Here is a 26873-nt window from a genome sequence, read left to right as displayed (position 1 = left end):
AACCCATCCTTTCTTTGGTGCATCGCCCTCGCATCAGCTCTCATGCTCCACATGCCGGCGCACCCGGCCGAGGCCGAACCCGCTCGCGACACGACGTCCGCGCAAGCGCAGATTCCGTTCTTCGATGCCGTGGAGCGCGGTCGCCTGCGCGAGGTCGAGGCGTTTCTTGCGCAGGGCTTCGGTGCCAACGATGTGCAGGGCTACGGTTTCAATGTGGGCGACTCGCCGCTGATGAAGGCCGCGCAGCAAGGCAACGCGCAGATGGTGAAGTTCCTGCTGCGTCGCCATGCCGATGTGAACTACCGCAACGCCAACGATGGCGAGACGGCGCTGCTGCGCGCAGCCAAGTTCGCGGGCTCCGGCGGCATCAGCGACACGCACGCCATCGACTTCCGCCAGACCCTGGCGCTGCTGTTGAAAGAGGGCGCGAACCCCGACACGCCCGATCGCAACGGCGGCCTTCCGTTGTTCTTCGCGCCCACGACCTGGGCCATCCAGGCGCTGCTGGCAGCGGGCGCCGACCCCAACGCCGCGAGCTCGAACCCGCCGTTGATCGAGCATGCGCACGACCCGGCGCGCGTGCGGCTGCTGCTGGCCGCCGGCGCGCGGCCGGATGTGCGCGATGCGCAGGGCGTGTCGGCACTGGCGGTGGCGGCGGAGAAGAGCAGCCTGGCAAGCGTCCGGCAGCTCCTGGCGGTCATGTCGCCGGACGCGGTGAGGGGCGCCGATGCCGATGGGCACAACGCGCTCGATGCAGCGGCCAAGGGTGGCGATGCGAGGATCGTTCGTCTGCTGCTGGCGCAAGGCCTGCCGGCGACCGAGCGCGCCGTGCGCGCAGCGGCGACGCAGGGGCATCTGCAGGCCGCCCGCCTGCTGCATCGGGCCATGGACCCGCCGCAGTGGCCGTCCTTCGAAGCGAATGCGCCGGCCGAGGCACGGGTCTACCTGCTGATCCTGCAGCAGAAGCCAAAGGAGGCCCTGGCCGCCTATCGCGCCTTCGAAACTGTCGCGTGCGGACGCATGACGCCGTTGGCGTCGGCGGTCGATGCCGGCAACGTGGAGGCCGTGCGCGCCTTGCTGGCTTTGGGCGTCGACGTGAACCACCAGACCCCCGCGCCGCTGCGCAGCGAACTGGTGCCGCAGCCGCAGACCTCGTCGGGGCTGCCCCGCCTGGTCCATGTGCTGCCGCCTCCTTGCGACAACGCTTCGCTCGCACCGCAGGCAGGTGCATCGACGTTGCCGCAGGCCGCGCTACCTGTCGGCCGGTTGCCGTTCGCATCCGCGCCCGGCGCTGAAAGCGCCTTGCCGCCAGCGGGGTTCTGGACGGACAACGCCCTGATGCGCGCCGTGGAGCGCGACCACCTCGAGATCGCGCGGCTGCTGGTGGCCGCCGGTGCAGATCCGGCGCTGCGAAGCCACTACCCGCCGCATGCATCGGCGCAGGCATGGCTGCAGGCGAACCCGCCGTCGCATGGCGTGTCGCTGGCCGCATGGAAGAAATTGCTGAAGCTGAGTCGGCCCTGAGATGCAAACCCTGTCGCTCGATATCCGAGGTTGGCTTTGGTAGATTCCGCCACTCCGATCTCCACCGACAGGAGCGCTTCATGAGTACACAAAAAGAACTGCATCGCGGCCGCCTGATCGACCACATCGGACTGGTCGTTCGCGATCTGGCGGCCAGCAAGGCCTTCTACAGCGCCGTCTTCGAAGCGCTGAAGATCCCGATGGGCGGCTCCGACGCGCGCAACTTCTGGGCCGACGAACTGTTCGTGTCGACGCGCGACAGCGACGAAGTGCAGGGCGAACTCACCGGGCGCCACCACATCGCATTCCAGGCGCAGGACCGGGCCATGGTCGACGCCTTCTACCAGGCCGCATTGGCCCACGGAGGCCGGGACAACGGCCCGCCAGGTGAACGCGCCTACCACCCGGGCTACTACGCGGCGTTCGTGCTGGACCCGGACGGCAACAACATCGAGGCCGTATTTCATGGCGAGGCCGACCGCAGTGCGGCTTCGGTGCGGATCAGGTTCTGATCCGTTCGACGTGCGGTCGTGAAGGCGAGGGCGACCGTCAGGCCCAGGGGTACTTTCCCTGCAGCGACGCCAGCTCGTCCTGTTCTGCCTGCGTAAGCAGGGCGCCGAGTCGCAGCTTTCGCTTGAGGCTGCGCAGGCGCTTCAGGTCGTGTTGGAGCCAGAAAACCGTGCCGCCCAGCAGGACCAGGAGGCCGATGGCACCCCATACGAAGTTCAGCTTTTCACTCATGCATGACGCGTCCAGCGTTCGCCCGTACCCACGCAGTCGCTTCGGGTTTACTCATCATCAGGAGGCGTTCGTTGTGTCTCTCGCATCGGGGCCATGCACTGATCAAAGAGCCTGCCCGGAGCGAGGACGAGCCTTTTTGAACAGCACTGTCATTTCTTCGCTCGGGCTGCGATAGCCGCATGCCTCGAAGAATCGCTTCGCATTGCCCAGCGCCTTGACGTAGACAGGGACACCAGGAAACTCCGCTTCAACGGCGCTCAGTAGCGCCCGGCCGATGCCCGAGCCCTGGGCGTCCGGGTGGACAACCAGTTCACCGAGCATCGTCGTGAATGCCCCGTCGCTGAAGGCTGAGGCATAGCCGAGAAGCGCACCGCTGTCTGCACGTGCGTGGACGACGAGCGGGTAGGCCCGGTGGGAGCGTTCGAACGATGCTTCGTCGTACCCGCTGCCCCAACCGACCAACGCCATCAGATGGCCAAACTCCTGCCAGGTGACGGTTCGTTCGTTCGAAATCGTGTAGTTCATGCCGAGGCGATTTTCCGCGCTTTGGCTGCGAGAGAACGAAAAAGGGCCACGCCACCCACGTGCCCCTTCCCCACAACTCACAGCTTCGGCGTGTACTTCACAGTGAACAGCACATTGCGCGGATCACCGTAGTTGTTGTTCCCGTTGGCCTCGCTGTAGGCCGGGATGTAGTAGCGCTTGTCGAAGATGTTGTTGATGTTGACGGCCAGCGCCACCTCCGGCGTCAGCTGGTAGGCCAGGCGTGCGCTCCACACGGCGAAGCCGGGCACCTTGTACGTGCGGTCGTAGCCCAGCGTGTGGCTCTGGATGCTGAAGCCGCCGCCCACGCTGAGCCGGCTCCAGTCGCCGGGCAACTGGTAGTTGGTCCACACGCGCAGCATGTGCTTGGGCGTCCACTGGCTGAAGATCTTGCCCTTGTTGTCCGGGTCTTCGAGGAACCGGGTGGTGTTGTAGGTGTAGCCCGCCGTGAGCTGCAGCCGCGGCGCGACCTCGCCGCTGACCTCGGCCTCGAAGCCCTGGCTGCGCACCTTGCCCGACGACTTGGAGCAGTACCAGCCGTCGCAGGCAAAGCCGCCGTCGCGGTCGGTCACGGCGCGGTTGGTGTGGTTGTAGCGGAACACGGCCAGCGAGGTGTTCAGGCGGCCGTCCATCAGCTCGCCCTTCAGGCCCACCTCGTAGTTGCTGCCGATGATGGGCTTGAGTCCGTCGCCCGAGACGGTGCGCTCGGTCTGCGGCTCGAACACGTCGGTGTAGCTCGCGTAGGCCGACCATTGCTTGTTGAGCGCGAACACGAGGCCAACATAGGGCGTCACTTCGCCCGACGTGCTGACGGTGCTCGTGAAGCCCGCGGACTGGCTCGAGTAGAGGTAGTCGTACCAGCTCAGGCGCGCGCCGACGATGGCCGTGAGTGGCTCGGCCAGCTGGGCCCGCCAGCTGCCGTAGATGCCCTTTTGCCGCACGTCGTAGTGCGTGTGGCTCTTCCCGCCGCCCGCCGCCATGATGGTGTCGTAGTTCTGCGCCGGGCGGTTGTGGTCGATGGCGAAGATGTTGCCGCCGCCGCTGAACCGGCGCGCGTACCGGTCGGTCGACTCGAACTTCGAGTAGTTGGCGCCGATGGTCAGGTCGTGCTGCATCGACAGTGCGTCGAAGCGTCCGCGCAGGTAGACGTCGAAGCCGAGCTTGCGCGAATCGAAGCGGGTGTCCCAGTCGGCGAAGTTCAGCCCGCTGCCGTCGGCTTGCACGTCGCCGTGCATGCGCTGGTGCTGCGCGCTGTTCTTCTCGTTCATGCCGAGCGCGGAGAACTTCAGCTTCCACTTGTCGTTGAAGCGGTGCTCGGCGTCGACATACACCGTGGTCTGCTCGATGTCGCTGTGGTTCCACAGGGCGCCCGTGAACACGGAGCGCGGCAGGCCGATGTCGGTGCCGTCCGGGTAGCGCGGAAAACCGCGCAGCATCGGACGCCCCTTGGCGTGCGAGTGGCTCACGCCGAAGCCGACGGTGGTGTCGGGCGAAATGTCGTAGTCGATGGCGCCGTAGAGCGAGCGCGTCTTGCGCCACACGTAGTCGGTGAACGAGTGGCTGCGGTCTTCGTCGACCACCACGCGGCCGCGCAGCGTGCCTTCGGCATTGAGCGGGCCGCCGGCGTCGAGCTGCGCGCCGTAGTGGTCCCACGAGCCCGCCTTGCCGGTGAGCGTGAGCGTCTTCTCGGGCTGGCCGCGCTTGCGCACGAGGTTGATCGCGCCGCCCGGGCTGCCCGTGCCTTGCAACAGGCCCGAGGCGCCGCGCAGCACCTCCACGCGGTCGAAGAACACCGTGTCTTCGGTGGCCCAGTTGCCCAGCGAGTACATGTTGCGCGGCACGGGCACGCCGTCGTACTGCCAGGCGTCGATCTGGAAGCCGCGCGACGTGAGGACCATGCCCGGCCCCACGCCCTTGACGCCCACCACGCCTGTGACGTTGTTGACCGCATCGCGCAGGTCGACGAGGCCCTGGTGGTCCATGCGCTGGCGCGTGATCACGCTCACCGATTGGGGAATGTCCTTGAGCGCCTGCTCGCCCTTGCCGAGCGTCAACGCGCGCGCCGTGTACGAGCGCGTGCCTTCGGTGGTGGCGCTGCGTTCGGCTTCGGCCATGACGGTGACCGGTGCCAGCGTGGTGCTGCCGTCGGCGCCGGTGTCTGCAGGGCCGCCGATGCTCGAGCGACGCAGCGCATACGAGCCGCCCGCGCCACCCGCCGCCTCGAGGCCCGAGCCGGCCAGCAGCCGCGCGAAGCCTTCGCCCACGGCGTGCTGGCCCTGCAGGCCGGGCGACCGCTTGCCCTGCGCGAGGGCAGGCGGAATCGTGATGCTCACGCCGGCAGAGGCGGCGAAGCTCGACAGAGCCTCGTCGAGCGGGCCGGGCGCGATGTTGTAGGCCTTGCGTGCTTCGGCCTGTGCGGCTGGTGCGTTGGGTACGCCCTGCGTCTGCGCGGCGACCGTCCCGGCGGCGGCGCACGCCATGGCGAACAGCGCGCCATGCACGGCGAGCGACAGTGCACGCAACGGCAACGAAACGGCGTCGGAATCAAGGGGGGACGGTCGGCGACGGGCCATGGGTTTCTCTCTCTCCTGCAAGGGTGTGAAGTTGCTGTTCCTCAAGGCTTCACACGCGAGGAAAGAAAAGGGGACAGGCCGCGACGGAAAAAATCGCAACGGCCGAAATCGCCGCCGGCACCCGATGCCTCAACCGCCCGGCGCCACCACCGTGACCCAGTAGCGCGTGCGAAAGAGCACGTCCACCGGCAAGGCCTGCGGCAGGCTGTCGAGCACCGGGCCCGTGTCGCGCAGCTGGAACACGCCCGACACGCGCAGGTCGGCCACCGCCGGATCGCAGCGCAGCACGCCGGGCCGGTAGCGGCCCAGCTCGGCGAGGAAGTCGTGCAGCCGCATGTTCCTGGCGCGCAGGACACCGCGCGACCAATCGTCGGCATCGGGCGCTGCTGCCGTGATCTCGCCGACGGCCGCCGAAGAAAACATGGCCTGCTCGCCGGCACGCACCACCGTCGCCAGGCTGCGCGCGTGGTCGGGGCGGACCTCGACCGCACCGTCAAGCACCGTCAGATGGCTGCGATCGCCTTCGTGCTGCCGGACCACGAAGCGCGTGCCCAGCGCACGCAGGCGCCCCTGCGCGGTCTCGACGATGAAGGGGCGATAGCCGGGGTCGGAAGAGGGCACGGCATCGGGTGCCGTCTCGATGAGTATTTCGCCCGCATGCAGCCGCACCAGGCGCTGCGTCGCGCCGTAGGCCACGTCGATGGCCGTCGCGGTGTTGAGCTGCAGGCGCGTGCCGTCGGCCAGGCGCAGTTCGCGGCGTTCGCCCGTGGCGGTGCGGTGGTCGGCCAGCCATTCGCGCGCCGGCGACGCACGCCACGCCAGCCAACCGGCGGGCGCCGCGGTCAGCAGCACGGCGAGGGCCTTGACGGCGGTACGGCGGTCGCTTCGCACCGCTCGGCCCAGCACCGGCATCGACAGTGCGCCCGGCAGCCTGCCGAACTTGCCGCTGACTTGCTCGGCGCGCTGCCAGGCCGCTTCGTGCGCGGGGTTGGCCGCCCGCCAGCGCGTCCATTGCGTGCGCTCGGCCGCCGTGGCCTCGCCCGACTGCAGCAGGACGAACCATTGCGCCGCCTGCAGGGCGACGGCCTTGTCGACCTCGACCGCCATCGTGCGTTGCACCTTCACGCGACCAGCAGGATGCAGCGGGCCATGGCCTCGGCCATGTAGCGCTTGACCGTGCGCTCGCTCACGCCCAGCTTCGCGGCGATCTCCGCATAGCCCAGCCCTTCGAGTTGCGCCATCAGGAAGGCCTGGCGCACCGGCGGCGCCAGGCCGTCGAGCATCGCGTCGATCTCCTGCAGGGTTTCGAGAATGATCGCCTGCTGCTCGGGCGAGGGCGCCAGCGGTTCGGGCAACGCGCTCAAGGCCTCGAGGTAGGCCTGTTCCAGCGAACGCCGGCGGTACAGGTTGGCCAGCAGCCGCTTGGCAACGACCGTCAGGTAGGCGCGCGGCTCCCGCAATTGCCAGTCGCACTGCTTCTCGGGCGTGTGGTCTGGCGCGGTGAGGATGCGCAGGAAGGTGTCTTGCGCGAGGTCTGCCGCATCGAAGGCATTGCCGAGCTTCCTGCGCAACCAGCCCTGCAACCACCCGTGGTGCTCGCTATAGAGGGTGTGGATGTGCGGGTGCAGAGCGGGATCGGCGGCCATGGCGGACGTAGTGCGGTGGCCAGGCCATCCAAATAAGAATTATTCTCATTGTATGACGACTGTGCACCAATGGCTACGTTCGGGGCTGCTGCACCAGTTGAAGCTCGTTGCCGGCGGGGTCGCGCAATGTGGCGAGGATGCCGCCCCATGACTGCGCCTCGGGGAGGCCGCTGAAGGCCACGCCGCGTGACGAGAGTTCGGTGTACTTCGACTGGATGTTGTCCACGTCGAAAGACAGGCCTGTGAAGCGGCCCACCAAGGCCAGGTCTTCTGGCGGGGCATCTGCTTCGACACTTTCGACCACCAGGCTCATGGGTCCTGCGTCGAACACGCAAAAGCCCTGATCGCGTCCGTCGGCCTTCAGGGACAGGCCAAGGATCTCTTCATAGAAGCGGGCGGCGAGGGCGAGGTCCTGGACGAAGATGCGGGCGGTGTGAAGCTGCATGGTGTCTCCTGGGTGAGCTGTTCGACGAAAAGGGAGCGCGTCGTTCTCCGTTTGCACCTCCGTGCGCCAAAGGTCTGCATTCTTGGCGCCGATGGCGCGTGCTACTTCTTCGCAAGAAACGCTGCAACCAACGCATTCGCATGCCCATGACCCATCTGGTGCTGGGTCTTGAGCTGGCTCACGAGCTCCATGTGCTTCAGCGGGCCCGCAGCCTGAAGAATGTCCATCCAATGCGCGATCGGCTGGCCGTAGGTCTTCTCGATGGAGGGGAAGTACGAGGCGGGTCCTTTTACCTTGGTGGTCTCGGTCATGGGCGGTTCTTTCGCGGGTGAAGAGTGAGGTTCGTGAAAGGGAGCGAGGCCATTCTTACAGCTGCCAGCTCCTGTTGCTGGCATTGGGCTGGATCAGGTCCCACATGTTTCCGCACAGGTCCTTGAAGACAGCCACGACCCCGTGCGGCTGCTCCTCCGGCGGGCGGACGAACTCGACGCCTGCGGCCTTGTACTTTTCGTAGTCTCGCCAGAAGTCGTCCGTGTACAGGAACAGGAACACACGGCCGCCGGCCTGGTCGCCGATGGCGCGTTGCTGTTCTGGCGCCGATGCTTGCGCCAGGAGAAGGCAGGCCCCTTGTCCGCCCTGAGGTTTGACCACGACCCAGCGCTTTCCTTGCGCAGGCACAGGCGTGTCTTCGACGAGTTCGAAGCCGAGTGTGCCGACGAAGAATTCGAGTGCCTTGTCGTAGTCGGGGACCACCAAGGAGACGAGGCCGAGTGATTGGTGCATGGGTCGCGATTGGAAAAATCAGGGATGGTAAGGCGGTGCATCGCTCATGTGCGAACCTGGCCCGCTTGCGATCGGTATCGGCGCAAAGGGCCTGAAGCAGAAGCTCAGGCAGTGCGAGCTAGCCTAGGCTGACACCCCCGCTTCGCCAACACATTCATTGGAGTTGGGATTGATTCGACCCAGGCCAAAACTTCGCCCATTCGCGCCCCAGCCTCTGGCGTCCAACGCGTCATCGGTCACATCGAAAACTTTGAAGTTCCACTCCGCTCCGGGCCGAGGAAATAGCAGAGTCCCGTTCGACTCGGTGTACCTAAGTGTCCACTTGTTTCTTTGGACTTTCCAGGTGCCAGATGCCTTCACGACCTTAGACAGCTTCCTGTTGGTGATCAGGCTCTCTACGCCACGCCCCTTGAATGTCCCATCCGCCTCGAACTTGAACACGACCGACCCGGGAAAAGCTGAGTCACTGCCTGAAGTTCCGACCCAACAGCCAACGAGCCTTCTCTCCAGATCTGGATTTCTTGAAAGAACCTTCTCGTTGAAAAGGGCACCGCCTACGAGCGCAGCAAGTGCGAAAAATCTCCAGGAGATACGGGGCAGCTTCATGGTTGGCTGGTGTCTGCTAGTGCCCACATTCTGCCCGCGGAAGCAAGCTACCCAGTCACAGGCTTTGTTCCGAGCAAGACGGGCTGATAGAACGCGGCGTCGAGTCGCTTCACGTCCTCGAAGCCAGCCTCTCTCATCAGCTCGCAAAGACGTTCGACTGAGATTGCGTAGTACCTGGAGCGCATGACATGGGTCTTCACCAGTCCGGTGGCCAGTTCGTCTTCGACGACGAAGAAGGAAAAGTCGCAGTGGTCGCCGTCGAAATCCCAGACCTGGAAAAGCACGTACCGCTTGCCGTCCTCAACCCGCGCGCCATAGTGCTTGACCAGGTTCGTCCCGCGCTCTTCCTTGTCGTAGTCCCTGACCGTGATGACGCACCCGCCGCCGGGGCGCAAGCATGCGAGGAACTGGCGCAACGCAAGCAGCAGGTCTTCGTCGGTCAGCAGGTGAGGGACCGAGTTGTCGCACGAAATGACGAGGTCATATCCAGTACCGTGGTCCTCGTGGGCCGTACGCATGTCTGCGACCTTGAAGTCGACGGCCAAACCTCGAAGAGCCGCTTCACGCCGTGCACGTTCGATTTCTTTGGCCGACAGGTCTGACCCGACGACGGAGTAGCCCCGCCCGGCAAGCGCAAGAGTCTGGGTGCCGATGCCGCAGGAGACGTCGAGCACCGTGCGATGTCCGGGCCATTCTGATTGGATGACGCTGTCGAGCTGCTCGCCCTGCCGCCGGATGCTGTTGCTCCAGTCGGGGAAGATCAGGTGATACAGCGGGGCGAGGTCGTCGTAGAAGTCCATCGTTTGACGTCAGGCTGTGAAGGGAAACCAGTTTAGAAATGAGCGGCTTAGTGAGCGGCTGGTCTTGGCCGAATTGGGCTGGTCGGTGGTAGTCAACGCGTAGCGTTGGAACGGCCGCGTGGCGCGCTGCAAGCCGCGCAATAGTTTGCGGCGGGCGTCCGAAGCGGTTTCCCGCATTCAGCGCAAGGTGGCCCATAGAGGCTCAGGCGATGGTGGTAGAGAGCAAGGGGATTGGTTTCTTTGAAACCACTGATGCGCTCATAAGTCGCTAGCGCTCGCTCGCCAACGTCCGCCTGTGCCTGACGTAAATCAGCCCCGGTTTTTTCGCGATATTCCCGGACCTGCTCCATGAAACTCGTAGGGAAGACCTGTCGATATTCCTCCTCCGTGAGAATCGGCAGATCGATCTTGCATCGCCAGCAATACATGGTGGTGGCCACTCTTTGTTGATCCCTTCCAGGTGATACGCGATGGCCTACGCTGTCGCGCTCATCTTCGCTGGCGGACGTTCGTCGCCGCTAAACGCTTTGCAAGCTCCAATAGATTTCGGTTTCAGGAGCGCACACGAAACCTTCCAGGGTGGGGTGTCGAGCAAGGCGTTCGACGTTCAGTCTGGACGAGCAAAAAATCGTGAAGTGGCTATCCCAATGGACAGTCCAGAGGTTGGCCTTGTCTGGGGTGAACACACTTCCGCTCAAGAGCGCGACCTTGGCGCTTGCGGGTTTTAGATCGTCGATCCAGCAGAGCTTACGTTCAGTACAGAACTCGTCACCCACCCAAAGCCATTCCTGCGCGAGTGACTGTATGAATGACAGGACTGGCTCCTGAATCAACTCTGGAAACAGACCTTCAACAGGAGGGAGCAATCTGTGCTGGCTCAGCGAATTCGCTAGTACATCGGCAAGCTCCTTGTCGGCACGGTCCTTTCTCAAACCTCCGATCATTGTCCTCAGTGCCACGTCGATTGACGCGATCGAAGGAAATCCACAGAGGTCACGCACCTGGGACCACCGGACTGATTCAAATGCTCGGCAAATCTCGTCCGCGCTTTGTTTTTCCGGCGCGGCATCGGTCAAGTCAAACGTGTCCGAATTGGGACGCATGAACGGATTAAGAAGCACATAGGCGGCTTCAAATGCACCGTCGTAGAAGGGCAAGACAGGGCCTTCCAGTGGGCAGATGGCGTATCGGTCCGGGTCGGGAAGCACGCGTTGATTCATGGGCCCAGTTTAGAGCGGTCGAACCTGCCCGGTTGGGTGCTCAGGTCCGCGAGATGGCGCGGCGGATTGCTCAGCCATTTGCAGTCAAGCCATCTTTCCCATGGAAGATTGCGGCCAGTGCTTCCTCAACATTCTGTCGGCTCCAGTTTCCTGGCAGAAACTCGATCTCATATTTGGAGTGGCCGTCGAGCAACGAAGCCGCCTGCGTGCTCAGCGTTGCGATAAGGCCCGACGCATGAAGGGCAACCTCCAACCGGTCGACACGATGCACTACTTGGTCGACAACCATCACCTCGATGTCGCCGGAGTCGACTCTACGAGTTAGCGAGAAACAATAGTCCTGCTTCGGGTCGTGGCAGTAGATGTATGCCATTCCATCGTAGGCATCGCTTTTTACCGAGGCACTGACAGTTGCAAGTAACCGCATTTGTTTGGTCGGAGCGAAGTATCGAAGTTGCCCGGAAGTATCGCCGAGCCTCCTGCGCGAGCATCCAGTTCGATGAACATGCCTGAAGATGGCGCTTCACGCTGTCGCCGCACAACCTTCAGGCTTGAAAACCCGCGTCGTCGAACCCGGAAACTTCTCAAGCTTGGCCGCCGGCCGCGACGGACGCGGAAGCAACTCGCCACCACAGTTCGGGCATGTTCCTGCAAGGCGTCCGCTTGCGCACTCGCTGCAGAACGTGCACTCGAAAGAACAGATACGGGCATCGGCCGAATCCGGCGGCAAGTCTCGGTCGCAGCATTCACACCCGGGGCGCATTTGGAGCATGGCGAAACCTCAGAGAGCGTTTTGTCAGTTGAGCTTAAACGAAGGCAAGGCGGCCGATGGCGGAATTCAGTCCGTCGAGCCAACGGGACCGAGTGCAAGGCTCATCGGCTGCACCATCAGATGCGAGTGTTCCCGCAGCGGCTCCAACGCACCATCGGGTCGGAAGCCGCACGCCATGTACAGGCGCATCGCGGGCGTGTCTGCGGCAGTGGCACCCAGGCCCACGCGCTTCATCCCTGCGTGTGCGGCCCAGGAAACCGCCGCTTCGAGCAAAGTGCGACCGGCCCCCAGTCCTCGTGAGGCGGGGTCGACCCACATCTGAAACAGATGAGCGACAGCCGGTTCATCGCCGGACACCTTGCACCAGATCAGGCCGCAGGCGTCGTTGCGGTTGAACGCGAAAAGCACACGGTCTTTCCCGGACGAAGTCGCCGCGGCAACGCGGGCGGACCACATCGCATCGGTTCTCGTGGCCTCCGCCTCGTACGTGCTTCCGAAGGCGTCCGGGGAATCGAGCAACGCCCGCAGGCGCAGGTCTCGATAGGTCTTCCATTCATCGGGTTTCGCTGGCTGCACCGAGATCTCTGCGGTCGGGTTCATGGACGATCGTTCATTCCTAAATTCATTGGCGGATGCCGCGACGCACGCGGTTCAAGCGGCTGCTCATGATCCACGCAACCACCGGCCCGAGCACCATCCCAGCCAGGCAGCTCCACACAACGACATGGCTTTTGAGTTCGAGCAGCCAGGTGAGCATCGGGTACTGCGCGGCCATGGCGTCCGGGAAGCTCCACCAATAGGAAGCGCCGCGGCTGGCGCCCGTGCGATGCTTGGTGCCGTCGAGCCAGTACGCAGCCAGCGGTGCAAGGCCGAGATAGGCAAACATCGCGGCCCAGGGGCCGAGCACGATGGCGCCCAGGAAGGCGTCGATGAAACGGGAGCGCATCGATTTACCGTTCACGCATGCGCCGCCAGATCAGGTCCGCCGCCTCGCTCGCACTCACCAGCGCCGAGTCGATGACCAGGCGGCTCGTGCCCCAGGCCTCGTAGTCATGCCGAAGCACAGCCTCCCAGCTCGGCAGCGCAAAGCCCGCAATGTCAGCCTTCCGGTTTTCCACGCGTCTGCGATGTTCAACGACGTCAGAGCACACGACCTCAACCTCCACCAGATACGCCGACATCTCGGCCGCCACGGCCCGCCACGCCTCTCGCGTGACTGACAGCGGATTGACGCAATCAGCAATCACGGACATGCCGAGCGCAAGGTTGGACCGAGCCAGCGCGTACGCGACGACATAGCCCGCCGGGCCCACGTCGTCAGCGCGTCCGCTCGCAGTCTTCAACGCATGCTCGATGGCGTCGATGCGCAGGTACACCGACGGGGTACGCGCCACGAGTTCGCGCGCGATGGTGGTCTTGCCTGTGCCTGGCAGTCCGCTCAGGACAATCAGCGTTCGATGTTCCGAAGTCGATCTCATGGAAGGGGATGGCGTCTGCGAAGGGCCGTTCGTCGGCGATCGTACCCACCATTCGTTCATGCGGGCCCGTCGACCCGTCAGATCAGCGGCACGGTCGCTTCCTTCAGCACCCGCAGCACGAAGTGCGACTTGCTGTGGCGAATGCCGGGAATCTTGTAGAGCTTCTCGCGCAGCAGCCGCTCGTAGTCGCGCGTGTCACGCACGGCGATGCGGATGTAGTAGTCGTAATCGCCCGAGACCAGGTAGGCCTCCTGGATCTCGGGAATGGTCGCGAGGGTGCGGCCGAAGTCGTACAGGGTTTCGTCGGTGTGGCTTTCGAGGGTGACCTGCACGATCACCGAGTCGTGGTACCCGAGCTTGGCCGGGTCGACGTCGACGGTGTAGCGCTTGATGACGCCCGAGGCCTCGAGTTTCTTGATGCGCGTCCAGCAACTGGTGGGCGACAGGCCGACCTCGTTGCCGATCTCCTGCAGGGTCTTGCGCGAGTCGAGCAGCAGCACCCGCAGGATCGCCAGATCGGTCTTGTCGAAAGATCCTTCGTTGTCTGACGATGTTTGGCGATTGGTTTTCATGTTTCGAGCTTAAACAGCCAAAAGAAAGAAGCAAATTCTGCCTCAAGAGCGGAAGAATTGACGGCATGCGACTGCTCGACCTTCCCCCCACATCCTCGTCCTCCCTCTCGCCGGCCATGCCCGAGACCCCACCCCGCGTGCGCAACGGCGCCGAAGCGCTGCTCGACACGCTGGTCGAGTGCGGCGTCGACACGATCTTTGGCTACCCCGGCGGCGCGGCGCTGCCGCTGTACGACGCGCTGCACGGCGAACCCCGGCTGCGCCATGTGCTGGTGCGCCACGAACAGGCGGCGGTGCATGCGGCCGAGGGCTACGCGCGCAGCACGGGCCGCGTCGGCGTGGTGCTGGTCACCTCGGGGCCGGGCGTGGGCAACACGATCACGGGGCTGCTCGACGCGATGAGCGATTCGGTGCCGGTGCTGTGCATCAGCGGGCAGGTGTCGACGGCGGTGATCGGCACGCAGGCTTTCCAGGAGAGCGACGCGCTGGGCATGTCACGCCCGGTGACCAAGTGGAACCGGCAGGTTCGCGCGGCCGACGACGTGCCTGCGCTGGTGCGCCGCGCACTCGACATCGCCACCACCGGCCGCCCCGGTCCGGTGCTGCTCGACGTGCCGAAGGACATCCAGCTGATGCGCCTCTCGCACGGCGCCGCGCCGGCCCCGCTGCGCGCGCTGCGCACGGGTCGCGCGCCGCTGCCGCCGCGGGCGATGCTGCAGCGCGCCGCCGACCTGATCTCGACCGCGCGCCGGCCGGTGCTCTACGGCGGCGGCGGGCTCATCAACTCGGGGCCGGCGGCCTGCGAGGCGTTCACGCAGCTCGTGCACCGGCTGCACGCGCCGTGCACGCTCACGCTGATGGGGATGGGCGCGTTCCCCGCGTCCGACCCGAAGTTCGTCGGCATGCTGGGCATGCACGGCATGCTCGAAGCCAACCTCGCGATGCACGAGGCCGACCTGGTGGTGTGCGTGGGAGCGCGTTTCGACGACCGCGTGACGGGCAAGCTCGACGAGTTCTGTCCGCACGCCCGCAAGATCCACATCGACATCGACCCCGGCAGCATCAACAAGGTGGTGCACGTCGACGTGCCGATGGTGGGCGACTGCGGAGCCATCGTCGAAGCGCTGCTGGGGCTGCTGCCCGAAGCGTTTGCGCCCGAGCGGCTGGCGCCGTGGTGGGCGCGCATCGAGCGCTGGCGCGCCGAAGACTGCCTGGCCTTCACGCCGTCGACCGAAGAAATCTTGCCGCAGCACCTCATGTCGTCGCTGCAACGGGCCATCGCGGGCCGCGATGCGATCGTCTCGACCGACGTGGGCCAGCACCAGATGTGGGCCGCGCAGTACCTGCGCTTCGACAGCCCGCGCCACTGGCTCACCTCGGGCGGCGCCGGCACCATGGGCTACGGGTTGCCCGCGGCCATCGGCGCGCAGATCGGCCACCCCGACGCGCTCACGGTGTGCGTGAGCGGCGACGCCTCGGTGCTGATGAACATCCAGGAGCTGTCGACTGCCATGCAGCACCGCACCCCGGTGAAGCTGGTGCTGAGCAACAACGGCTACATGGGCATGGTGCGCCAGTGGCAGGAGCTGAACCACGGCAACCGCCTGAGCCACAGCTGGAACGAGGCGCTGCCGGATTTCGTGGCGCTGGCGAAGGCCTTCGGCTGGGGGGCGCGGCGCGTGTCCGATCCGGCGGAGCTGGAAGAGGCGCTGGCCGAATGCCTGGAGAGCGAAGGGCCGTTCTTTCTCGACGTGCAGGTGGCGGCGCAGGAGAACTGCTTTCCGATGATGCCGTCGGGGTGCGGGCACCACCGGGTGATGCTGGCGAAGGACCGTTGGTACGAGGGGGAGTGAGGGCAGGGGCCTGACAACATCGCGCGGCCTCCATCGCCGCTCACCGCCGCAGACGGCGGCTGACGCGGCGACGCGCTCGGCGCACGTCGCCGCAGCACGCTTCAGGGCGCCCGAACCGGCGTGACCTTGCGGATCACATTGCCGTAGGTGTCGGCGACATACAGCGTGCCCGCTGCATTGATCGTGAGCCCTTGCGGCTTATTGAACATGGCAGCCTTGCCGATGCCGTCTTGGCTACCCGGCGTACCCTCTTGGCCGGCGAGCGTGGAGACCACCCCTGCCGGTGTGATCCTGCGCAACAGGCTGCTCCCGAAATCGGCCACGTAGACATTGCCGTCCGCATCGACAGCCACGCCGCGGGGATCGGAGAGGGTCGCGGAGTCCCTGGGGCCATCGGCGGCGCCGGGTGTCCCCGTCCCTGCAAGGGTCGTGACCACCCCGGCGGGGGTGATCATGCGAATTCGATGGTTCTCGGAGTCGGCGACGTAGAGGTTGCCTGACGCATCGATGGCAATGTTGTAGCCGCGCCCGAATTTCGCGGCGGTTCCCGTACCGTTGGCAAAGCCCGGCGGGCTGCTGCCGGCCAGCGTGATGACATCGCCGGCCGGGTTGATCTTGCGAACGACGCCGCTGCCATACTCCAGAACGTACAGATTGCCGGCAGCATCCACGGCCACCGACGTGGGCGCGTTGAAGGTGGCGCCGGCTCCGTTGCCATCGGTCGTGGTCTTCGTGCCATTGCCCGCCACCAGGCTCACATTGCCCGTCGGCGTGACCCTGAAGATTCGATGGCCTTGGGCGTCCGCGACGAAGGCAGTGTCGGTCGCATCCACGGTGAGGCTGGCGAGGTCTACGAACGGTGGGTTGGGGCCGTCGCCGGCAATCGTAATGACGTCGGCCTCGGGCGAAATCTTGCGCACGAAATTGTTTCCCCAGTCACCGATGAGCAGACCACCATCCTTGGTGAGGGCGATGCCGTAAGGCAGCAAGAACGATGCGGCCGTACCCTTGCCGTCGGCGGCGCCCGGGGTGCCGCCGGCGAACGTCTCGACCTTGGCGGCGGCGGCCGAGCAGGCCACCGTCACGTCGCTCACGTCGGCCGAGGCCTTGCCGGTGTCCTTGGTGACGGTGCAGAACTGCCACAAGGGTTGCGTACGGATGCTGACCTTGTAGTCTGAGCCCTCGACCAGGGGCGTTGCAAAGGTGAACTTGCCATCGGCCGACAGCTGGAGGTCGTCGCCGGCATTGTTTTGCAGCACCAGGCGGCCTTCAAGGCCGGTGACCGTGCCGCCGATGGAATGCTTCACGACGGGCGGCACTGTCGCCGGAGGGGTCGGTGCGACCATTGGCAGAAAAGTACCGCCACCTCCACCCCCGCCGCACGATGCCACCAACATGACCGCACCGGCCACGGCGCCGATTCGCGCGACCGAACTTGCTTGACTGAAAAGCATCTTGACTCCTCTTTATGGTTGTATGACTCAACAAAAAGAAGCCCCCTGCCGACGGGCGCGCAGGGGGGTTTCTAAATGTCAATCATTGTTAAAAAGAGTGTCTGATGACATCCCTGGAACTGGGTATTTTTTCCGGTCGGCCCTCTCATCTGGCGCCAGCAATGGCTCCCTGGTCCGCCAGCCAGGGGGACCTGACAACATCGCGCGGCCTCCATCGCCGCTCACCTTCACCCCAACGCTCTCCCGCAAGCGGGAGAAGGAGTCATTCATTCGGGAGCCGTACGGGAGCCCCCTTCACGAATGCCCGTCCACCCGCATCTGGAACAGGAAGTAGGGCGGAATGCACGCCCCGCGTCCTTCGGGCTGGCCTTCGGCTTGCGCGCAGATGTAGTCCTCGCGGCAAGGCTGTTGCGCCGAGCAGCTGCGCAGGTTGCCGGGCCGTGTGTGCTTGCTCAGGCAATCCCCGAAGGGTTGCTTGGCTGCCAGGCACTGGTTGAAGTCGCTGAGGATGGCGATGCCACCGCAAGTGCCGTTCGGGTCTTTCGGATCGCAGCGGCCTGAGCACATGCCGCCGGGGAATCCGACCGAGGTTTTCTCGCAGACCGAATCCGCGCCTTCGCAGGTCGTGGTGGCGGTGCGCGGCAGCTTCTGCGCGCGGTCGCGCCAAGGGTCGGCCGAGGCGGTGATGCGCGTGGGCTCGCAGCTGGCGCCGACGGTGGCTTTGTCGGGCGCGGCGTTCGCGTCGTCCGGCGAGGCCAGCGGGCGGAACGGGTCGGGCACGGGTGTCGTCAACGCGGCCTTCACATAGCGTTCGCGCCGCGCCAGTTCATCCTGCAGGTGCGGCGAATGCGGCAGCGCGAGCGCGTTGCCGGTCGTGAAGGTGCGCGAGGCGCCGCGCCGGTCCACGCCCAGCAGATGAAAGCCCGCAACCGCGCGGCTCTGGTGACAGCCCGCGCAGCTCAGGTCGTCGAGACGGCGCAGCACGGCCTGCGGTGACCGCAGCGTGCGGCTGCCGGGCACGGGCTGCCAGTCGCGGGGCGCGAACAGTTGTTCGAAGGGGCGGTTCGCCAGGCGCTCGAGGCCGCGCGGCGCAACCGAGACCGACTCGGTCGCCAGGAAGCGATCGGGGATGCGCACGGTGGCGCTGTCGAGCGCGCGCAGCGTGTCGGGTTGCTGCAGCCATTGCAGCAGCGCCTTGCGCAGCGGGGCGTCGGCCTTGAGCTTCGCGACGTCGGGCGTGTTCTCGAGCGGGCCTGCGTCGAAGCGCTGCGTGCCCGCGTTCCAGCGGAAGGCACGCAGCAGGTACTCGGCGTGGCCGCCCAGGTCGGGCCGCACGGCCGAGGGCCAGCGCACGCTCTGAAGGTTGGTCGTCACCTGCGCGATGCGGGCCTGCGCGAGCCGTGGCGGCGCGAGCGGGCCGTCGGCCGACACGAGCCAGCGGCCGAGCGCTTCGTCTTTCATCGACGCTTGCGGTGGTTGCCAGCGGCGTGCGGCGCCGGCGCAGCTGCCGTCGGCATCGGGCGCATCGCCGCGCAGCTCGACGGCGACGGTCATCGGCAGGCGCGACTGCATCGCGGCCGACCGGTAGGCCAGGCGGTACACGAGCCGCGTCTCGCCGCAGGCGCCGGGCTGGAAGGGGCGGCGGTCCATGCGGTTGGCCACGCCGACCAGTTCGAAGAAAGCGTCGGGGCTGGCGAGCCAGCGTGCGTCGAAGATCCGGTGCGGGTAGCGCGCAATGCCGACGCCGGCCTGCGGGTCGCGGCGTTGCAGGGCGGCGAGGCTGGTCTTCAGCGGGTCGGCGATCGATTGCCAGGCGGGCGAGCGTGCGAGCGCCTGGTTGGTGGCGATGCCGCTGGCGGCAGAGGGCACGTCGAACCAGCGGCCGAAACCGGCGCCGGCTTTCTCGGCGGCCTGCAGCGCGACGGGCGAGGTGACGAGCAGTACCGGGTCGGCTGCGTGGGCGAAGGAGGATGCGAGCGCGAGGCCGGCGGTCAGAAGGTGAAGGAGGCGTGGCACGCGGACGATTGTGCCGCCGCGAGTCAGCCCGCCACCGTCAACGCCATCTGCTGCCGCATGAGCCCGGCCACGGCCACGCCCTGCGGTTCGCCCAGCCGCTCCAGCGCGTCAATCACGCCCTTGCGGTCGTCTTCCGACCGGTCCTGGTTGAGCTTGAACTTGCCTTCGAGCACGCGCACGGGAATCTCGACCGCGGCGATCATGTCCAGGCGCGGCGCCACGAAGTCGAAAGGCATGGCGTCGAAGTCCCAGTTGCCGCCCAGCGGCGTGTCGTACAGCGCGACGGTGCGGCGCAGCACGGCATGGATGGCCGTGCGTTCCTCTATCACGCGGGGTGTGCCGCGCGCGTGGATCGCGGTGTAGTTCCAGGTCGGGAAGGTGCTCTGCTTCACGTACCAGCTGGGCGTGACGAAGGCATGCGGCCCCTGGAAGATGGCGAGCACCTCGGCGCCCGCGCGCAGTTCGTCGAACTGCGGGTTCTTCTTCGACAGGTGCGTGGTGAGCAGGCCGGGGCCGTCGTCCTGCGCGTCGAGCAGGAAGGGCAGGTGCGTGGCGCTGGCGCTGGAGGGCCCTACGGTGATGAGCGTGCCGAAGCTCCACGCGCGGATGCCGGCGTGCAGCGTCGCGAGGTCGTTCTCGATGTACGGGGTGGGCGTGTACATGGCGAGGGCTTCAGCGTGCGGCCAGCGCGTGCATCCAGCGGGCGGCGTCGTCGAAGGCGCGGCCCGCCACGTCGGCGATCGACACCGCTTCCAGGAAGCCGTGGATGGTGCCGGGGTAGAGCACATCGGTCACGGCCACGCCGGCTTCGCGCAGTCGCGCGGCCATGAGCACGCTGTCGTCGTGCAGCGGGTCGCACTCGGTGATCGCCAGGCACGCGGGCGGCAGGCCCTCGAGCCGCGCCGTGAGGCTGGCCAGGCGCGGGTCGCGAAAGTCTTCGGGCCGGCGCAGGTACAGGCCGTAGAACCACACCATCATGTGCAGCGACAGGCCGTACTCGCCCGCGCCGTAGCGCACCACCGACTCGCGGTACAGCTCGGTGCTGTAGGCGCCGTAGTTCAGCAGCATGCCCAGCGGCAGCGCCTCGCCCGCGTCGCGCAGCACGAGGCAGGCGCCCACCGACAGGTTGGCGCCCGCCGAGTCGCCGCCGATGAAGAGCTGCGCGGGGTCGATGTCGAGCGAGCCTGCGTTCGCCGCGAGCCAGCGCATCACGTCGACGCATTCGTCGTGCGGCTGCGGAAACTGCGCCTCGGGTGCCCGCGTGTAGTCGATGCCGATGACGGCGATGCCCGCGCGGCCCGCGTACTCGCGCATCACGCGGTCGTGGGTGTCGAGGCTGAACAGCACGAAGCCGCCGCCGTGGATGTAGACCAACGCGCCCTGCAGCCTGCGGTGCTGCGGGTAGTGCACGCGGATGCGCACGTTGCCGTGGCGCGTGGGCACCTGCTGTTCGACCGTGCGCGCCATCGCGGGGCCGCCTTCGGTCCACGGCGCGCGCACCTTCTCGGCGTTGGCGCGGCCTTCGGCGATCGGGATGGTGTGGCGCTTCGGATAGCGGCTGCCCTCGGCCGCCATGAGGCGCATGAACTCGACGATCTGCGGATCGAGCGGGGGCGGGGCGGTGGGGTTCAGCCAGGTGGCGGGCAAGGGTGCGGCGGTCACGCAAATACTTTCTCGGGAGGGCGATGGACGGGTTCAGCTTGCGACGCTAGCGGCCGGGGCGTGGCCGCCAGCAGCGCCTGCGTGTAGGCATGGCTCGGCTGGTCGAACACGGCGTCGCGCGGGCCTTGCTCGACGATGCGGCCGCGCTCCATCACGACGACGCGGTCGGCGATCTGCTCGACGGCCGCGAGGTCGTGGCTGATGAAGAGGCACGCAAAGCCGTGGTGCGCCTGCAGGCTTTGAAAGAGCCGCAGCACCTGCGCCTGGATGGTCATGTCGAGCGCGGACACGGGCTCGTCGGCCACCACGAAGGCGGGCCGGCGCACCAGCGCGCGCGCAATCGCCACGCGCTGGCGCTGCCCGCCCGAGAGCTCGTGCGGGTAGCGCGCGCCCAGGCCGTCCAGGCCGACTTCATCGAGCGTTTCGTGCACGCGCTTCACGCGCGCGGCGGCATCGAGCGCGGGCAGGTGGCGCAGCGGCTCGGCCACGATCTCCTGCACGCGCATGCGCGGGTCGAGCGACGAGAACGGGTCCTGGAACACCAGCTGGCAGGCGAGCCGGAAGCGGTGCAGCGCGGCGCGGTCGGCGTTGCGCACGTCGTCGCCGCGAAACAGGATCTGCCCCGCGTGCGACGGCGCGAGCCGCAGGATGGCGCGGCCCAGCGTGGTCTTGCCCGAGCCGCTGCCGCCCACCAGCGCGACCATTTCGCCGGGGTGGATGTCCAGGTCGAGCCGGTCGATGACCTGCACCGGCGCATGGCGCTTGAAGAAGCCCGCGCGCGCGCCGGGGTAGCTCACGCACAGGCCGCGCACCTGCACCAGCGGCTGCTGCAGCGCGGCCGGGGCCGGCTTCGCGGCCTGGCGGCGCGGCAGGGCGTCGACCAGCTTGCGGGTGTAGGGCTGCTTCGGGTCGACGAGGATGGCGGGCACGTCGCCGGTCTCCACGAGCTTGCCTTTTTCCAGCACGATGGCGCGCTGCGCATAGCGCCCGACCAGCCCGAGGTTGTGCGTGATGAGCAGCACGGCCGTGCCCTGGTCTTTCGCGAGTCCGACCATGAGGTCGAGCACTTCGCGCTGGCTCAGCGTGTCGAGCGCGGTGGTCGGCTCGTCGGCGATCAGCAGGCGCGGCTGGAGCAGCATCACGCTGGCCAGCATGATGCGCTGGCGCATGCCGCCCGAGAACTCGTGCGGGTAGGCGTGCAGGCAGCGCTCGGGGTCGGCGATCTGCACGCGGCGCAGCATGTCGAGACAGCGTGCGCGAATCTCCGAGGCCGACAGCTTCGTGTGCATGCGCAGGCCCTCGGCCATCTGCTCGCCGATGCGGTGCACCGGGTTGAGCGAGACCATCGGCTCCTGGAACACCATGCCGATGCCGGGCCCGCGGATGGGGCGCATGGCCTTCACGTCCCGCGTGCTCAGGTCTTCGCCGTCGAACACGATCTGCCCGCCGCTTTGCGCGATGCCGGGCGGCAGCAGCTGCAGGATGGCGCGCGCGGCCATGGTCTTGCCGCTGCCCGATTCGCCCACCACGGCAAGGAACTCGCCGGGGCGCACGTCGAACGAGAGGTCGTGCACCAGCGTCTGGGCGCCGCCGTGCAGGTCGATCTTCAGGTGCCGCACGGAAAGCACGGGCGCTGCGGAGGAGTTGGGATGGGTCATGACTTCTCCGTGCGCGGGTCGAGCCGGTCGCGCAGCGATTCGCCCAGGAGGTTGATGCCCAGCAGTGTGAGCGCGATGCACAGGCCCGGCACCAGGCACAGCCACACGGCCGAGGCCATGTAGGGGCGGGCGCTGGAGAGCATGTTGCCCCAGGTGGGCGCGGGCGGCGGCACGCCCAGGCCGAGGAAGCTCAGGGCGCTTTCCGACAGCAGCACCCAGCCGAACATGCTGGTGGCCAGCACGGCGACGGGCGCCACGCAGTTGGGCAGGATGTGGCGCCACATGGTGTAGATCTCGCCGTTGCCGATCATGCGCGAGGCCTCGACGTACTCGCGCTCGCGCAGCGACAGCACGGTGCCGCGCACCACGCGCACCACCGAGGGCGCGTAGGCCATGCTCAGCGCGAGCACGATGCCCCACTGGTTGGCGCCCACGATCACCATCACGCCCAGCGCCAGCAGCAGGCCCGGAAAGGCCAGCAGCGTGTCGTTGAAGGCCATGAGCACGCGGTCGGTCCAGCCGCGCACGAAGCCGGCGAGCACGCCCACCACGAGGCCGACGGCGGTGGCCAACGCCACCGTGAGCAGCGCGATGAGGCAGCTGGTGGAGGCCGCGCGCATGGCGCGGCTGGCCACGTCGCGCCCGAACTCGTCGGTGCCCAGCCAGTGCGCGGCCGAGGGCGGCTGCAGCTTGCCGCGCAGGTCGATGCCCAGCGGGTTGTAGGGTGTCCACAGCGCGGCCACCAGCGCCAGGACCAGCAGCACGCCGATGAGCACGCCGCCCACGAGGGTATGGGTCTTGATCTTTTTCACTGCACCGACACCCGGGGATCGAAGAGGGGATAGCACATGTCCACGATCAGGTTGATGACCACGTAGATGCAGGCCGTGAACAGCAGGCAGCCCTGCAGCACCGGGTAGTCGCGCGCGAAGATCGAATCGATCATCAGGCGGCCCAGGCCGGGCAGGGTGAACACCGTTTCGAGCACCGCGATGCCGCTCAGCAGATGGCCCAGGATGAGGCCGATCATGGTGAGCGTGGGGTTGAAGGCGTTGGGCAGCACGTGGCGGCGCAGCACCTGCGACTCGGGAACGCCCTTGGCGCGTGCGTGCGTCACGTATTCGAGCCGCAGCACCTCGATGGTGCTGGCGCGCGACATGCGCGTGAGCACGCCGGTCTCGACCAGCACCAGCGTGACGATCGGCAAGATGACGTACAGCAGGCCCTGCGAGAAGTCTTCCGACATGGGCACGTAGCCCACCACCGGCAGCCAGTGCAGGTACTGGCCGAAGAACATCAACAGCAGCAGGCCGAGCCAGAAGCTCGGCACCGACAGCATCAGCGTGGCCGCGCCGATGATGGCGAGGTCGGTCGGCCGGTCCTTGCGCCAGGCGGCGACGAGGCCGGCGGGCACGGCGATCAGCGAGGCCAGCGCCACGGCGGTGAGCACGATCACGGCGCTCACGTGAAAGCGCTCCCAGATCAGCGGCAGCACGGCCAGGCCGTTGGTGGTCGACACGCCCAGGTCGCCGGTGAGCGCGTGGCGCAGCCACACGAAGTACTGGGTGACCAGGGGCTGGTCCAGCCCCATCTGCTGGCGTGCGAGTTCGAGCTGCGCGGGGTCGGCGCCTTCGCCGAGCATGAGCTGCACCGGGTCGCCCGGAATCAGCCGCATGAGCGTGAAGACGGCAATCGACACCAGCAGCAGCGTCGGGACCGTCATGGCGATCCGGCGCAAGAGGTAGGCAAGCATGGCGGCGGCGCCCCGTCAGCCGCGCGCGTCGAGCCGGACGTTCCAGAACCGGGGCTTGGCCGGCGCCCAGCCCTTGAAGCCCGTCACGCTCTTGCGCATGGCGGTGGCGTCGCTGGCGTTGAAGAGCACGACCATCGGCACGTCCTGCAGCATCTGCTTGTGCAGCTCGTCGAACAGCACCTGGCGGCGCGCCTTGTCGCGCGAGACCATGCTTTCGGTGAGCCGCGTCTGCGCGGCGGCGCTGTCCCACACCTTGCGCGGCTGCGTGGCCTTGTCGCCCGACACCATCTCGTAGTTGAGCGAGGGGTCGATGCGCGCCGAATAGATGAAGGCCATGCTCTGGTACTGGCCCTTGGTGTAGCGGTCGAGCTGCGTGGCCCAGTCGAGCACTTCGAGTTCGATGTTGATGCCGGCCTCGGAGGCCATGGCCTGCACCAGCACGGCGGCCGAGTACAGCGCCTCGTAGCGCTTGTTGGCGACGAGCTTGATCGGCTGGCCGCGGTAGCCGGCTTCGGCCAGCAGCTTCTTGGCACCGGCGATGTCGCGCTTGTAGCCGCCGGCCTGCACGGGGCTGTAGAACGGGCTGGACGAAGGCACGACCGAGTTGTTGACGGCCGACAGGCCCTCGGTGACCGACTTGGCGATCTCGGGCGTGTCGAGTGCCAGTGCCAGCGCGCGGCGGATGCGCACGTCCTTCAGCAGCGGGTCGGTGGTCTGCAACAGCAGCGCCACCATGGTCATCACCGGCGTGGTGTCGACGCGCACGTCGCTGCGCCCGCGCATCTCGACCACGTCGGCCGGGCTGGGGCTGATGAAGGCATCGATGCCGCCGCTGTACAGCGCCGCCTTGGCCGCGGCCGAGTCGGGAATGACGACGAAGCGCAGGTTCTCGATCTCGGCCTTCTTGCCGCCCGTGAGGCCGTCGCGCGCCTCGGGGCGCGAGGTGTAGCCGTCGAAGCGCGTGAGCTCGATGTACTGGCCGCGCTTCCACTCCTTGATCTTGTAGGGCCCGGTGCCCACGGGCTCCTTCCACTGGCCGTCGGCGCCCAGCGAACTGCGGTGCAGGATGGCGGCGCCGCCGCAGTCGGGGCGCGCCATCATGGTGAGGAACAGCGCGCTCGGGCGCTCGATCTTGAACACCACCGTCTTGGGCGTGGGCGCTTCCACCGCGAGCACCTTGGTCATGCCCTTGCCGTCGAACTCGGGCAGGCAGCGCCAGCCGCTGGTGGGCTTGAGGTAGCGCTGCCAGCTCCACACCACGTCGTCGGCGGTGAGCACCGCGCCGTTCTGGAACTTCACGCCGTCGCGCAGCGTGAAGGTGTAGGTCAGGCCATCGGCCGAGGTGTCGACCTTGCTCGCGAGCATCGGGCCGACCGAGGTGTCTTCGCGCAGCGCGACCAGGCCTTCGACGACATGGATGAGCACGTTGTCGGTGTTGTCGTCGCGGTTGCCGCCGGGGTCGGTGGAGCGGATGTCGGAGTTGATCTGGATCCGCATCGTCTGGCCGGCCGGGGCCTGGGCGAAGGCCGCGCTGGCGGCCAGGCCGAGGCCGAGGGCCAGTGCGGCGGCGGTGCGCGCAGCGGGAGGGAGGGACGGGGGCGTGGGCAGGTTCATGGCAACACTCCTGGCGATGGCTGGGCGGGGCGGGCGGATCAGAGGGAATACTCGGTGAAGCGGTGCGCCTTGAAGGGCGCTGGCGCGATGCGCATCTTTCGTGCCGCCGGGTCCATGACGATGGTCGCCACGGTGGCCGACGAGGCACCGCCGGGGCCTGCGCTCGGGCTGCGGCACACGGCGCGCGGCGCGCCGAAGCGGTCCTGCAGCGCGTCGAGCACGTCCTGCTCGGTGAGCAAACCTGCAGCGCGCCTGTTGTGCAGCGCCTCGGTCACGCGGCGGTCGCGGTAGAGCGAATCGGGCGTGGTCTCCAGGCTGCGGTCGACCACGCGCGCCAGCGCGGCCGGGGTCTTGAAGTGGTTGGCGTGCACCAGGATGCCGCCTTCGGGTTGCTGCCAGAACACCTGCTCGGGGCAGGTCTCCAGGCTCACGGCCTCGCCCTCGGCGTGCGTGATGATCATGTTGTTGGAGATCGAGCGCGCGCTGCGGCACACCACGCCCAGTGCGTTGGCGTACAGCGTCGACTGCAGGATGCCGCGGCGGATCAGCGCCAGCGGCACGCCTTGCTGCTTGCCGTCGTTGTCGGCCTTGATGAAGTTGCCGGTGACGGCGATGCCCGCGCTGTTGAGCCCCGCGCGCGCCAGCGTGCCGGCCTCGGCGAAGGTGAGCATGGCCGGGCCTTCGTCCGGCTGGATGCGCAGCACCACGCCGAGTTCGAGGCTCTCGACGCGCCAGTCCCAGTTCTGCGCATGGATGAGCTTGCCGTCGCGCGCGGCCGAGGGCATGACGACCACGCCGGTGCAGCCGTCGGGCGGCTCGGTGGCTTCGAGCTGCTGGAAGGCGTAGAGCATTTCGCTGCGCGCGTTGAGCGCCACGATGTCCTCGGCCGGCACGCCCGCGCCTTCGCCCACGCCCTCGATCTCGCGCAGCATGCCGGCGTCGAAGGCCTCGACCATCGGCATGAAGCGGCGCGCCAGCGCGCGCGTGCGCTCCCAGCTCAGGCCCACGCGCTCGAAGGCGGCGCGGTAGGTGCGCAGGCTCAGGTCGATGCGGTCGCCGGCGGCGCGGCCGTACTGGCGCCCGCGCTGCTGCGCGTCGCCTTCGATGTCGTACAGGGGGAACGATTCGATGTCCATGGTGTGTCTTGTCTCCGGGGCTTG

29 protein-coding genes are annotated in these 26873 nt (G+C 67.0%); 3 read left to right on the top strand and 26 right to left on the bottom strand.

What is annotated here, in order from left to right:
* The first annotated feature begins 42 nt into the window (after nucleotides 1–42).
* Both AC07SQ_RS04360 and AC07SQ_RS04355 read left to right on the top strand, forming a co-directional pair.
* Complete coding sequence (locus AC07SQ_RS04360) at nucleotides 43–1524, top strand: ankyrin repeat domain-containing protein (RefSeq protein WP_495270637.1); 1482 nt, start codon at nucleotides 43–45, stop codon at nucleotides 1522–1524.
* 80 nt (nucleotides 1525–1604) lie between these two features.
* Entirely contained in the window at nucleotides 1605–2036 is a 432-nt protein-coding gene (locus tag AC07SQ_RS04355; protein ID WP_139703062.1) for a VOC family protein, read from the top strand.
* Between the two features lie 37 nt (nucleotides 2037–2073).
* Here the strand turns inward: AC07SQ_RS04355 and AC07SQ_RS04350 are convergent, their stop codons facing one another.
* The 17 genes from AC07SQ_RS04350 to AC07SQ_RS04270 form a co-directional block, all read right to left on the bottom strand.
* Entirely contained in the window at nucleotides 2074–2265 is a 192-nt protein-coding gene (locus AC07SQ_RS04350; protein ID WP_495270638.1) for a hypothetical protein, read from the bottom strand.
* A 102-nt stretch (nucleotides 2266–2367) separates the two neighbouring features.
* Nucleotides 2368–2790 carry a GNAT family N-acetyltransferase gene (locus AC07SQ_RS04345; RefSeq protein WP_495270639.1) on the bottom strand — a complete coding sequence of 141 codons (423 nt, stop codon included), beginning with the start codon at nucleotides 2788–2790 and terminating at the stop codon, nucleotides 2368–2370.
* Between the two features lie 77 nt (nucleotides 2791–2867).
* Nucleotides 2868–5381 (bottom strand): TonB-dependent siderophore receptor, encoded by a 2514-nt coding sequence (locus AC07SQ_RS04340; protein ID WP_495270640.1) that lies wholly within the window; start codon nucleotides 5379–5381, stop codon nucleotides 2868–2870.
* 129 nt (nucleotides 5382–5510) lie between these two features.
* Nucleotides 5511–6506: a FecR domain-containing protein gene (locus AC07SQ_RS04335; RefSeq protein WP_495270641.1), complete on the bottom strand. Its 996-nt coding sequence runs from the start codon at nucleotides 6504–6506 to the stop codon at nucleotides 5511–5513.
* Nucleotides 6503–7027 (bottom strand): sigma-70 family RNA polymerase sigma factor, encoded by a 525-nt coding sequence (locus tag AC07SQ_RS04330; protein WP_070061085.1) that lies wholly within the window; start codon nucleotides 7025–7027, stop codon nucleotides 6503–6505. Before AC07SQ_RS04330 ends, AC07SQ_RS04335 begins: the two co-directional genes overlap by 4 nt.
* Before the next feature lie 73 nt (nucleotides 7028–7100).
* Nucleotides 7101–7472, bottom strand: coding sequence for a VOC family protein (locus AC07SQ_RS04325; RefSeq protein WP_495270642.1), 372 nt, complete (start codon nucleotides 7470–7472; stop codon nucleotides 7101–7103).
* A 101-nt stretch (nucleotides 7473–7573) separates the two neighbouring features.
* Nucleotides 7574–7783 carry a DUF4287 domain-containing protein gene (locus tag AC07SQ_RS04320; protein ID WP_139703055.1) on the bottom strand — a complete coding sequence of 70 codons (210 nt, stop codon included), beginning with the start codon at nucleotides 7781–7783 and terminating at the stop codon, nucleotides 7574–7576.
* 55 nt (nucleotides 7784–7838) lie between these two features.
* On the bottom strand, nucleotides 7839–8255 hold the full coding sequence (locus tag AC07SQ_RS04315) for a VOC family protein (protein ID WP_070061082.1): 417 nt from the start codon (nucleotides 8253–8255) through the stop codon (nucleotides 7839–7841).
* 653 nt (nucleotides 8256–8908) lie between these two features.
* Complete coding sequence (locus tag AC07SQ_RS04310; RefSeq protein ID WP_495270643.1) at nucleotides 8909–9661, bottom strand: class I SAM-dependent methyltransferase; 753 nt, start codon at nucleotides 9659–9661, stop codon at nucleotides 8909–8911.
* Nucleotides 9662–9753: 92 nt separating this feature from the next.
* Nucleotides 9754–10101 carry a hypothetical protein gene (locus tag AC07SQ_RS04305; protein ID WP_495270644.1) on the bottom strand — a complete coding sequence of 116 codons (348 nt, stop codon included), beginning with the start codon at nucleotides 10099–10101 and terminating at the stop codon, nucleotides 9754–9756.
* Between the two features lie 78 nt (nucleotides 10102–10179).
* A complete protein-coding gene (locus AC07SQ_RS04300; RefSeq protein WP_307693179.1) occupies nucleotides 10180–10881 on the bottom strand; it encodes a DUF2711 family protein in 702 nt (233 codons plus the stop codon).
* A 70-nt stretch (nucleotides 10882–10951) separates the two neighbouring features.
* The gene (locus tag AC07SQ_RS04295) at nucleotides 10952–11254 is read right to left on the bottom strand and encodes a hypothetical protein (RefSeq protein ID WP_495270645.1); all 303 of its coding nucleotides are present in this window, start codon (nucleotides 11252–11254) and stop codon (nucleotides 10952–10954) included.
* A 150-nt stretch (nucleotides 11255–11404) separates the two neighbouring features.
* On the bottom strand, nucleotides 11405–11653 hold the full coding sequence (locus tag AC07SQ_RS04290) for a DUF1272 domain-containing protein (protein WP_495270646.1): 249 nt from the start codon (nucleotides 11651–11653) through the stop codon (nucleotides 11405–11407).
* Between the two features lie 66 nt (nucleotides 11654–11719).
* Nucleotides 11720–12253 carry a GNAT family N-acetyltransferase gene (locus AC07SQ_RS04285; RefSeq protein ID WP_495270647.1) on the bottom strand — a complete coding sequence of 178 codons (534 nt, stop codon included), beginning with the start codon at nucleotides 12251–12253 and terminating at the stop codon, nucleotides 11720–11722.
* 22 nt (nucleotides 12254–12275) lie between these two features.
* Nucleotides 12276–12599, bottom strand: coding sequence for a hypothetical protein (locus tag AC07SQ_RS04280; protein WP_495270648.1), 324 nt, complete (start codon nucleotides 12597–12599; stop codon nucleotides 12276–12278).
* 4 nt (nucleotides 12600–12603) lie between these two features.
* Entirely contained in the window at nucleotides 12604–13131 is a 528-nt protein-coding gene (locus AC07SQ_RS04275) for a P-loop nucleotide/nucleoside kinase family protein (protein ID WP_495270649.1), read from the bottom strand.
* Between the two features lie 77 nt (nucleotides 13132–13208).
* Nucleotides 13209–13703 carry an Lrp/AsnC family transcriptional regulator gene (locus AC07SQ_RS04270; RefSeq protein ID WP_495263571.1) on the bottom strand — a complete coding sequence of 165 codons (495 nt, stop codon included), beginning with the start codon at nucleotides 13701–13703 and terminating at the stop codon, nucleotides 13209–13211.
* Nucleotides 13704–13768: 65 nt separating this feature from the next.
* Between AC07SQ_RS04270 and ilvB the strand changes: the two genes are divergently transcribed.
* Entirely contained in the window at nucleotides 13769–15556 is a 1788-nt protein-coding gene (gene ilvB / locus AC07SQ_RS04265) for a biosynthetic-type acetolactate synthase large subunit (RefSeq protein ID WP_495270650.1), read from the top strand.
* A gap of 101 nt (nucleotides 15557–15657) precedes the next feature.
* Here the strand turns inward: ilvB and AC07SQ_RS04260 are convergent, their stop codons facing one another.
* The 9 genes from AC07SQ_RS04260 to AC07SQ_RS04220 all read right to left on the bottom strand — a co-directional run bounded on the left by AC07SQ_RS04260 (nucleotide 15658) and on the right by AC07SQ_RS04220 (nucleotide 26849).
* Nucleotides 15658–16863: an NHL domain-containing protein gene (locus tag AC07SQ_RS04260; RefSeq protein ID WP_495270651.1), complete on the bottom strand. Its 1206-nt coding sequence runs from the start codon at nucleotides 16861–16863 to the stop codon at nucleotides 15658–15660.
* 441 nt (nucleotides 16864–17304) lie between these two features.
* Complete coding sequence (locus AC07SQ_RS04255; RefSeq protein ID WP_495270652.1) at nucleotides 17305–19026, bottom strand: hypothetical protein; 1722 nt, start codon at nucleotides 19024–19026, stop codon at nucleotides 17305–17307.
* Nucleotides 19027–19049: 23 nt separating this feature from the next.
* Nucleotides 19050–19688 carry an FMN-binding negative transcriptional regulator gene (locus AC07SQ_RS04250; protein ID WP_495270653.1) on the bottom strand — a complete coding sequence of 213 codons (639 nt, stop codon included), beginning with the start codon at nucleotides 19686–19688 and terminating at the stop codon, nucleotides 19050–19052.
* A 10-nt stretch (nucleotides 19689–19698) separates the two neighbouring features.
* On the bottom strand, nucleotides 19699–20688 hold the full coding sequence (locus AC07SQ_RS04245; protein WP_495270654.1) for an alpha/beta hydrolase fold domain-containing protein: 990 nt from the start codon (nucleotides 20686–20688) through the stop codon (nucleotides 19699–19701).
* Nucleotides 20685–22346: an ABC transporter ATP-binding protein gene (locus AC07SQ_RS04240; RefSeq protein WP_495270655.1), complete on the bottom strand. Its 1662-nt coding sequence runs from the start codon at nucleotides 22344–22346 to the stop codon at nucleotides 20685–20687. Before AC07SQ_RS04240 ends, AC07SQ_RS04245 begins: the two co-directional genes overlap by 4 nt.
* On the bottom strand, nucleotides 22343–23158 hold the full coding sequence (locus AC07SQ_RS04235) for an ABC transporter permease (RefSeq protein ID WP_062473185.1): 816 nt from the start codon (nucleotides 23156–23158) through the stop codon (nucleotides 22343–22345). Before AC07SQ_RS04235 ends, AC07SQ_RS04240 begins: the two co-directional genes overlap by 4 nt.
* Entirely contained in the window at nucleotides 23155–24099 is a 945-nt protein-coding gene (locus AC07SQ_RS04230) for an ABC transporter permease (protein ID WP_495270656.1), read from the bottom strand. Before AC07SQ_RS04230 ends, AC07SQ_RS04235 begins: the two co-directional genes overlap by 4 nt.
* Before the next feature lie 15 nt (nucleotides 24100–24114).
* On the bottom strand, nucleotides 24115–25713 hold the full coding sequence (locus AC07SQ_RS04225; protein ID WP_495270657.1) for an ABC transporter substrate-binding protein: 1599 nt from the start codon (nucleotides 25711–25713) through the stop codon (nucleotides 24115–24117).
* 38 nt (nucleotides 25714–25751) lie between these two features.
* A complete protein-coding gene (locus AC07SQ_RS04220; protein WP_062473189.1) occupies nucleotides 25752–26849 on the bottom strand; it encodes a C45 family autoproteolytic acyltransferase/hydrolase in 1098 nt (365 codons plus the stop codon).
* Between the last annotated feature and the right edge of the window lie 24 nt (nucleotides 26850–26873).

Source organism: Variovorax sp. GW821-FHT06D12, assembly GCF_059419205.1.
This window is presented reverse-complemented; position numbering and strand designations above follow the sequence as displayed.

Bases quoted from the DNA above. Each gene is read 5' to 3' on its own strand.
- AC07SQ_RS04360 (WP_495270637.1), top strand. From the start codon at position 43: ATGCTCCACATGCCGGCGCACCCGGCCGAGGCCGAACCCGCTCGCGAC.
- AC07SQ_RS04355 (WP_139703062.1), top strand. From the start codon at position 1,605: ATGAGTACACAAAAAGAACTGCATCGCGGCCGCCTGATCGACCACATC.
- AC07SQ_RS04350 (WP_495270638.1), bottom strand. From the start codon at position 2,265: ATGAGTGAAAAGCTGAACTTCGTATGGGGTGCCATCGGCCTCCTGGTC.
- AC07SQ_RS04345 (WP_495270639.1), bottom strand. From the start codon at position 2,790: ATGAACTACACGATTTCGAACGAACGAACCGTCACCTGGCAGGAGTTT.
- AC07SQ_RS04340 (WP_495270640.1), bottom strand. From the start codon at position 5,381: ATGGCCCGTCGCCGACCGTCCCCCCTTGATTCCGACGCCGTTTCGTTG.
- AC07SQ_RS04330 (WP_070061085.1), bottom strand. From the start codon at position 7,027: ATGGCCGCCGATCCCGCTCTGCACCCGCACATCCACACCCTCTATAGC.
- AC07SQ_RS04325 (WP_495270642.1), bottom strand. From the start codon at position 7,472: ATGCAGCTTCACACCGCCCGCATCTTCGTCCAGGACCTCGCCCTCGCC.
- AC07SQ_RS04320 (WP_139703055.1), bottom strand. From the start codon at position 7,783: ATGACCGAGACCACCAAGGTAAAAGGACCCGCCTCGTACTTCCCCTCC.
- AC07SQ_RS04315 (WP_070061082.1), bottom strand. From the start codon at position 8,255: ATGCACCAATCACTCGGCCTCGTCTCCTTGGTGGTCCCCGACTACGAC.
- AC07SQ_RS04310 (WP_495270643.1), bottom strand. From the start codon at position 9,661: ATGGACTTCTACGACGACCTCGCCCCGCTGTATCACCTGATCTTCCCC.
- AC07SQ_RS04300 (WP_307693179.1), bottom strand. From the start codon at position 10,881: ATGAATCAACGCGTGCTTCCCGACCCGGACCGATACGCCATCTGCCCA.
- AC07SQ_RS04295 (WP_495270645.1), bottom strand. From the start codon at position 11,254: ATGGCATACATCTACTGCCACGACCCGAAGCAGGACTATTGTTTCTCG.
- AC07SQ_RS04290 (WP_495270646.1), bottom strand. From the start codon at position 11,653: ATGCTCCAAATGCGCCCCGGGTGTGAATGCTGCGACCGAGACTTGCCG.
- AC07SQ_RS04285 (WP_495270647.1), bottom strand. From the start codon at position 12,253: ATGAACCCGACCGCAGAGATCTCGGTGCAGCCAGCGAAACCCGATGAA.
- AC07SQ_RS04280 (WP_495270648.1), bottom strand. From the start codon at position 12,599: ATGCGCTCCCGTTTCATCGACGCCTTCCTGGGCGCCATCGTGCTCGGC.
- AC07SQ_RS04275 (WP_495270649.1), bottom strand. From the start codon at position 13,131: ATGAGATCGACTTCGGAACATCGAACGCTGATTGTCCTGAGCGGACTG.
- AC07SQ_RS04270 (WP_495263571.1), bottom strand. From the start codon at position 13,703: ATGAAAACCAATCGCCAAACATCGTCAGACAACGAAGGATCTTTCGAC.
- ilvB (WP_495270650.1), top strand. From the start codon at position 13,769: ATGCGACTGCTCGACCTTCCCCCCACATCCTCGTCCTCCCTCTCGCCG.
- AC07SQ_RS04250 (WP_495270653.1), bottom strand. From the start codon at position 19,688: ATGTACACGCCCACCCCGTACATCGAGAACGACCTCGCGACGCTGCAC.
- AC07SQ_RS04240 (WP_495270655.1), bottom strand. From the start codon at position 22,346: ATGACCCATCCCAACTCCTCCGCAGCGCCCGTGCTTTCCGTGCGGCAC.
- AC07SQ_RS04230 (WP_495270656.1), bottom strand. From the start codon at position 24,099: ATGCTTGCCTACCTCTTGCGCCGGATCGCCATGACGGTCCCGACGCTG.
- AC07SQ_RS04225 (WP_495270657.1), bottom strand. From the start codon at position 25,713: ATGAACCTGCCCACGCCCCCGTCCCTCCCTCCCGCTGCGCGCACCGCC.
- AC07SQ_RS04220 (WP_062473189.1), bottom strand. From the start codon at position 26,849: ATGGACATCGAATCGTTCCCCCTGTACGACATCGAAGGCGACGCGCAG.